General features: G+C 42.3%; 4 protein-coding genes. 1 reads left to right on the top strand and 3 read right to left on the bottom strand.

The genetic code is table 11. The features are described 5' to 3' along the window. Positions 1-251: 251 nt before the first annotated feature. A complete protein-coding gene (locus AACZ88_RS06945; RefSeq protein ID WP_339708183.1) occupies positions 252-1,631 on the top strand; it encodes a glycoside hydrolase family 140 protein in 1,380 nt (459 codons plus the stop codon). A gap of 315 nt (positions 1,632-1,946) precedes the next feature. Here the strand turns inward: AACZ88_RS06945 and AACZ88_RS06940 are convergent, their stop codons facing one another. The 3 genes from AACZ88_RS06940 to AACZ88_RS06930 form a co-directional block, all read right to left on the bottom strand. Continuing rightward, positions 1,947-2,831 carry a phytanoyl-CoA dioxygenase family protein gene (locus AACZ88_RS06940; protein WP_339708180.1) on the bottom strand — a complete coding sequence of 295 codons (885 nt, stop codon included), beginning with the start codon at positions 2,829-2,831 and terminating at the stop codon, positions 1,947-1,949. A 484-nt stretch (positions 2,832-3,315) separates the two neighbouring features. Then, positions 3,316-4,188: a sugar phosphate isomerase/epimerase family protein gene (locus AACZ88_RS06935; protein WP_339708177.1), complete on the bottom strand. Its 873-nt coding sequence runs from the start codon at positions 4,186-4,188 to the stop codon at positions 3,316-3,318. Between the two features lie 33 nt (positions 4,189-4,221). Continuing rightward, positions 4,222-7,152: a PVC-type heme-binding CxxCH protein gene (locus AACZ88_RS06930; protein ID WP_339708174.1), complete on the bottom strand. Its 2,931-nt coding sequence runs from the start codon at positions 7,150-7,152 to the stop codon at positions 4,222-4,224. Positions 7,153-7,217: the final 65 nt, after the last annotated feature.

Below are 7,217 nucleotides of genomic sequence, written 5' to 3'. Positions count from 1 at the left end.
CCCAGGACAACCGGGGCGGGGTGGCGTTGCAACAGGGCGACTATAGGGTCATCGCCCAAATGGGCATGGGCATGATGGCCCAACTGTACGCGGAAATAACATAGACAAAACAAATTCCTGGATTGAAATTCGTCTGGTTTATTATAGAGATAGCACCTCTTTGATGATATTTTAAACACTGACCAGTTCTATTTAGAGAAAGCCTAAATATGGTTATTACTAGGTATTTTTAAACAGATAAACACCATTCTATGAAAAAACTACTATTTTGTTTTAGTTTGTTATTTGTGCTATTACATTTCCCATCGATTTTAGCACAGTCTCTTCGAATAAGTGAAAATGGAAGATACATTGAAAAGGAAAATGGCACTCCCTTTTTCTACCTTGGGGATACCGCTTGGGAGATGTTCCATAGACTGGATAGTAAAGAGGCCGATCATTATCTTAAAAACCGGGCCGATAAGGGTTTTACTGTTGTTCAGTCAGTTATATTATCGGAATTGGAAGGTCTAAATGTCCCCAACGCCAATGGGGATTTGCCGCTATTCAATAAAGACCCTAAAAAACCGAACGAGGCCTATTTTAAACATGTAGACGTTATAGTGGATAAGGCCAGTTCTTTGGGGCTTACAATGGGCATACTTCCAACATGGGGTAATTATTGGAGCTCCTTACACGAAAAGGAGATTATTTTTACGCCCGAAAATGCAGAGGAATTTGGGCGGTTTTTGGGAAAAAGGTACAAGGATAAGCCTATTATATGGATTTTAGGTGGGGATCGCAATATTCGAACGAACAACGATCGGAAAATTGTGGAAGCCATGGCAAAGGGGATAAAACAGGGATGTAATGGCCAACAACTTATTACTTTTCATCCAAGGGGCCCTGGTATGTCATCTGATTATTTTCATGATGCCGAATGGTTGGACTTTAACATGTTTCAATCCTCGCATGGCCAACATGGGCACGACAATGGGCTTTATTCCGAGCACGACTATCATCTGGAACCCACAAAGCCGACCTTGGACGGAGAACCTAGATACGAAGGTATACAAGTAGGGTTTTATTTTAAAGGAACTGACCCTAGAGATCGCTTTGACGATTATGACGTGAGGCAGGCCGCTTATTGGTCTTTATTCGGTGGAGCCTGCGGACATACTTATGGCAACAATAATATTTGGCAGATGTACGCTCCGGATCGAAGTCCTATCATTAAAGCAAATATACCGTGGTATGATGCCCTGGACCATCCAGGGGCCTTTCAAATGAAACATCTGCGAACCCTTTTTGAGGCACGTTCCTTTTCTAAATTGAAACCTAATCCGGAAATTATCAAAAATAGTATGGAAGAATCGGGAGTTCCCATTAGGGCCGTAATGGCATCAGATGCGTCTTTTGCCATGATTTATTCCCCTAGTGGGATGCCGTTTACCTTAGATAAAGCCATGATTTCAGGTGCCAATAAAAAAGCCATTTGGTTCGATCCCAGATATGGTGTTTCCCATCACCTAAGCACCTCGGACACCGATGGGATTCAGACCTATAAGCCACCTACCTCGGGAAGAGGTCAGGATTGGATTTTAATTTTGGAAAATGCCGATCTTAATTTGCCCATGCCAGGCTTCCATTGAGAAGATGTAATGTATAATTAATGCGTGATTTTTGCGCAAGGCTACAAAAAGGGAAAGGCCACAGCGTTCAATTTCCTTTTTCTCTTCACGTTTTTCAAGGTTAATTTAAACTAACACGCCCTAAACTTGATATCTTGTTAAATAGAGTAAGTCAAGAATAGAAAAAGACTATTTATTCTTGCACGATTTAAGAGTACAACAGACAATTGCTTGAGACGACTGACAACACTGTAGACCTACCCCTTTTTTACTAGCAGGCGAGAAACACAAACATATTAGGACTGGATCTCATCATATATATTGAAACTCAATGAACTAAATTTCAGCATCAAAGAGTAGTGGAAAAAATTTACCCTCCATTTTGTTTCCTTTTGGAATCGGGGGGACACCGGCCAACAGCTCATCATCTGTGTTGCTAATAGTACCGTCTGCAAAAACATTGAGCACAAAGGCTCTTCTACTTCTATTGGATTCGTTTTTATAGGACCCATGCACCATTAATGGATGGTGAAAAGTGGCATACCCCTTTTTCAATTCAATGGGTACAGGCTTAAACGCTGCCTTTTGCTCCTCGGTTAAATAGGCCATTATTCCATTCATGTCCCCCGCAAGTTCCGGGGCATCGAGCAATCCCCATTTATGGCTTTTGGGAATGTAGTGAAGACATCCGTTTTCGACCGTTGCATCGTCAAGGCCTGTCCAACAGGTCAGGTGCTGCATGGCAATGGTTCGTGTCCAATACGAGTAATCTTGGTGCCAGGCCACCACTCCTCCGTGTTTGGCAGGTTTGCAGAATAACTGATCATGCCAAAAGCGAACCGGTTTGCTGTCCAATAATTGATGCGCGGCCATAACGAAAGCAGGGTTCCATAGTACGTCATGAAAGCCTTCGGTAATGCGCCAATGCCCGAGTGAATGGAACAGCACCGAATCCAGATCCGTCGATTCGTTACTGTGGAATTCATAAAATAGCTCGTGTGCCTGATGTTTTGGATCCAAAATCTCCTCAAGATCGTTCCGCAATACCGTTATTTGAGCCTCGTTCAACATTTTTATACCTGAAACGTAGCCCTCTTCATGAAAATGAGCGACTTGTTCATCGGTCAATCGATAAGGCTCCCATGCTTCTTTCGACTTAGGAAGCTTAAACATATCGGAAACCATCCTATGTTTTTCCGCTAAATCTTTTATTTCTGTCATTGTGAGATAGTTTATGCCGATTATTTCAACATCAATTCTATGAAATAGGGTCAAAATCATTATAAATATAAGGAAATGACTATAACATTGTGGAGATGAAACATCGGAGTACATTTTTTAATTTTTTTCTTGTACTTAGTTTTTTGCTCTTGTCTAAACAGGGGACAATTCCTCTAGTAGTGTGTAACATTTTTTCAATTAAATGGCAATTTTGGTATTGGTCAAGAATTTCAATTTGTTGTCATTAGTAATGGCAATAGACCAATTGAAACTCTCATTAACGGAATAGATGAGCTTTGAAACTTGTAATCTAAAAGGCCAAGGTGGGTTTAAGTGTTAACTTTAGAACCAATACTGTCTTTTGAATAACTACTGCATTATTGAAAATGAATTCATTCCAGACCGGAAAAAGGGACTGGGCTTTTCTAAAGATCAATGACTTGGTTAGGTTTCAAAATACCCCTCAAAGCCCACTATTTATGTCCTAATCTTTTAAAACAGATCGGAGATACACGTTGTTTAAGAGATAGCTCTCGAACATATCGGTGTTTTCGGGGACGGCACCCTCAATTTGTACCCAACCGTCGTATCCGATATCATCGATTGCTTTACGAACTTCTTGAAAATCGATTAAACCTTTACCCAGAAGGTATCCGTTCTCTTTTGCATGGAATTCGCAAATGTTTTCTCTGCCCAGCCAACGGATTTCATCATAAATATTATATCCCATTTTATTGGAATTGGCAACGTCATAATAGACCTTGACGTTTGGGGAATTAACAGCATCTAGAATTTCCATATGCTCTTCGGCACTTAACCAAGATTCAATACCCAACGTAATACCACGGTCCTCCGCTTTTGGGGCTACTTTTTCGAGTCTGCGAATAGTTTCTTTTGTGCCGCCCGGGTCATTTTTTAAATCACCATTGGAAAAGAATGCGAGCAAAACTACTTTTACTCCCATGATTTCGGCAACATCGATGCTATCGAAAACCCATTGCTCGGCCCTTGGATCCGACTTATAGGGAATATTGTTCATTTCTCCAATGGCAATACCACCGATAGACATGCCAAATTTTTCACAGGCGTCTTTGTATTGTTGCTGTATTTTCTTTTGCCTTAAGTGCATGTTATTGTTCAGGGTTCCCAAACTGATCTGTACCCCATCAAGACCTATTTTTTGCCCCACTTCGATGGCGTCGACCTTGGCGAGTTGTTTTATTGACCAGTCACATGCTCCGACCTTAAATCGGTTTAAAGAACTAGATGCAAAGACCTCATAAGCCCCCAAACAGCTCAGTCCTACTAATCCGATTGATGATTTCAAGACCTCCCTTCTGGTTAATTTTTCGTTCATTATTTCCCCATTTTCAATGAATTGCCTATAATATTATAGACTGCTGTTTTTTAATGTCAAGAGAAAGCTGGATAAGTTTGCCAAATCTTGTTCTTTTAAACCTAAGGCCGCTGCATTGGGCATGATTCCTGTTTTCATTACCTCTTTATGCTCAATATCGTCGGGGGCAATTACGATTTGTTTTCCCGTCATGTCCTTTAGTACCGTGGTTTCTCCTTCTGAAAGCAGAAAGCCATAAAATGCCTGTCCGCTTTTTGTTTTAATCATCATGGGTTCATAGCCAAACACAATGGATGCATTCGGATTGATGATCGCATCCAGTAGCGCCGCTTTATCGAACTTTTCACCAATGGAAGATAAATCAGGCCCAATATCGTTGCCGTTGGTTCCATTTTTATGGCATGCTGTACATTTGGAAGTAAAGACATTCTCACCTATGCTGCTATCTCCGTTCATAGCTAGGATCCTTGGAATGGAAAGCGGCTTTTTACTGGGTTTTGTGAAATATTCGCTCGCCAAAGTACGTATTTCCAATTCCGGATTTTTGAAAATTGCTTCGGAAATACCTTTTAATAGTGCTTCTGACAGTTTGTTATCGGCGGCCAGGTTTATTAAGAGACGTCCTCCAATCAATGAGCCTGCCATTTGGTTGCCTGCTTTAATCCTTTCGTTAAGGGGTTTAGAACCATCAACGAGAATTTTTTGCTGAACGGCTATTTTTTCCGGAATTTCGAAAGTTTCTCCCTCCTGTGAATTCCAATCCCAAAGGGCATACCAATCGTTGGTCATTCGAAAGTCGACCCACCAATCAGCTAATTCTTTTATGGCGGTTTGATTACTTTCCTTGCTTATCGCTATCATGGCAGCCACTGCATCCCTTTCATTGATAAAGGCTAAGGCATCAACTGCTTTTCTTCTTTGGTGTTCGTTTAAAGTTTTGGACATTGCTCTTTCCTGCAGAGCAACAATTGCTGATTTAGGGTGCAACCTCCAAATCAATGAAGTAAATGCTTCGGGCCAATCCACAGGGTTTTCAGGTTGTTCGGAAAGCAATTCGGCATAGGCCATTTCTTCTTTTCCTTCCATAGCCATTCCCAAAGCCTCAAGATACCAGGGGTCTTTTCCGTCATAGCCCTGAAATAATTTTTTAATCAGCTTTCCACTTTTATCCCATTCAACATCCCTGAGCGATAGTGCAACTTCTCTTCGAACTTCTGCAGCGGAATCGTCCGCTCCTATAGCAGCATATTTTAAAATGGCATCGTTAGTCTTGAGTGCCCTGTAAGCAACGACTCTCAACCTTGGGTCGGCTTCTCTCTTTAAAATGTTTTCAACGACTTCTAATCCTTGAGGTCCCAGTTGTGATAAAAGCCAAATTGCCCGGGCCTTATGTAAAGGATTTTCTGATTCTAGAATTTGGGCTACTTGGGGAACGACCTTTTCCCCTTGACTTCTCAACTTTTCAAAACCTAAATTCCGCACATTGATTGCTGGATTTAATAAAGCCGCAATTTGCCCTTCAGTTGAGGAAAGGGCTATTTTCGGGTTTTTCAGTTCCGATCCTTTGGGGGTAAGGCGGTAAATACGGCCATAGCCAACAGAATCCTTCATTTGATGCCCGCCTACGACGGGATCATACCAATCTGAAATATAAATGGCGCCATCTGTGCCCACTGCTACATCGCTAGGGCGAAACCATTTTCGTTTATCACCGTCAATTTCGTTCCAAATATAACCTTCGGTCGACTCCTGCATCGAAGTAATCAAGTCTCTTCTTTTAAGTTCGAAGCCCGCACCATTCTTTGAAGGTTGATAGGCAAAAATGACATTTCGGCCGGCATCGGCGCTTAAGACCATACCGCGATATTCCGGACCAAAAGCATCCCCTTCATATACAACGACCCCAGTTGGGGATCCGGCACCCGTATTATCCCCGGCCGGTATTACTCCGGGATCATCTTGATGCCAATGAGCCGTAAAAATATCTTGACCAGGTTTTTTATCTGCTTGCCATGTACGCTTACCATCAACGTTAAAATAGCCTGCATTGCCTCCTTCCATAAGCCATGTTACACGACAGGTTTCCACTTGGTCGTCGTTGTCGTTTTGCCACATATTGCCATACGAATCCAAAGCCACTTCATAGGAGTTTCTAAAATTATGACCCACAACGGTGAGGCCCGTGCCATCTTTTTCGACCCGTAGGGCTAGGCCTCCGACCCATATGCGCCCATCGTCACTGAGTTGTGCCGGCTCGTTCTTATCGTTGTAGGGTGTTCCGCCTGTATAGACGCTACCGGAGCGAAGTTTCCAACCGGCCTTGTCGGTTACTTCATGTGGGCCTGCGTTACCCGTATTAAAGTAATATCGGCCATCGGGTCCGGCAATGAGGGAATGAAGACTATGATCATGATCAAAACCTCCAAAACCCTTTAAAAAAACTTCTTTCTTATCCGGTACATCATCACCATTTTCATCGGTATAGACTATGAGCGAAGGGGCACAGGAAACAAAGACCTTATTGCCGAGAACGGCTATGCCCATGGGTGCCACCAAGTCTTTGTCTTGTACAAATACTTTTGATGAATCACTAATTCCATCCCCGTCGGAATCTTCCAAAATCATCACACGATCTCCTTTTTCGAAATGTAGGCGCTTTTCGGGATCATTATTAAAATCACGATAATTGACCGCTTCAGTGACCCAAATTCTTCCTTTGGCATCGACATCCATATTGGTCGGATTGTAAAGCGCTGGCGATTCTGCCCAAAGGGTAACTTCCCACCCCTTGGGAACAATAAATCCATTGTTTTCCGTAGTTTTAAAATCGAGTTGGGGAACACTGTAGTCCGACAATCTTTTGTCAACACAGGAAACAACGCTGATTAAAAGGACGGCGGTTAAAGCGACCAAAGTTATATACTGTTTAAGGCTTTTTAATTTCTGGCGCTCTTGAACTTTCATGATCGGTCAATTTGTAGTTTTGGTTGTGCCTGTCCGGGATAGTTTTGGTTGTTGCGTTTGCTTGA

The organism is uncultured Kriegella sp. (assembly GCF_963975415.1).
GTDB lineage: Bacteria > Bacteroidota > Bacteroidia > Flavobacteriales > Flavobacteriaceae > Kriegella.
Note: the sequence above shows the minus strand (reverse complement) of the source record. Positions and strands in the feature narration are given on the sequence as shown.

Bases quoted from the DNA above. Each gene is read 5' to 3' on its own strand.
- AACZ88_RS06945 (WP_339708183.1), top strand. From the start codon at position 252: ATGAAAAAACTACTATTTTGTTTTAGTTTGTTATTTGTGCTATTACAT.
- AACZ88_RS06940 (WP_339708180.1), bottom strand. From the start codon at position 2,831: ATGACAGAAATAAAAGATTTAGCGGAAAAACATAGGATGGTTTCCGAT.
- AACZ88_RS06935 (WP_339708177.1), bottom strand. From the start codon at position 4,188: ATGAACGAAAAATTAACCAGAAGGGAGGTCTTGAAATCATCAATCGGA.
- AACZ88_RS06930 (WP_339708174.1), bottom strand. From the start codon at position 7,152: ATGAAAGTTCAAGAGCGCCAGAAATTAAAAAGCCTTAAACAGTATATA.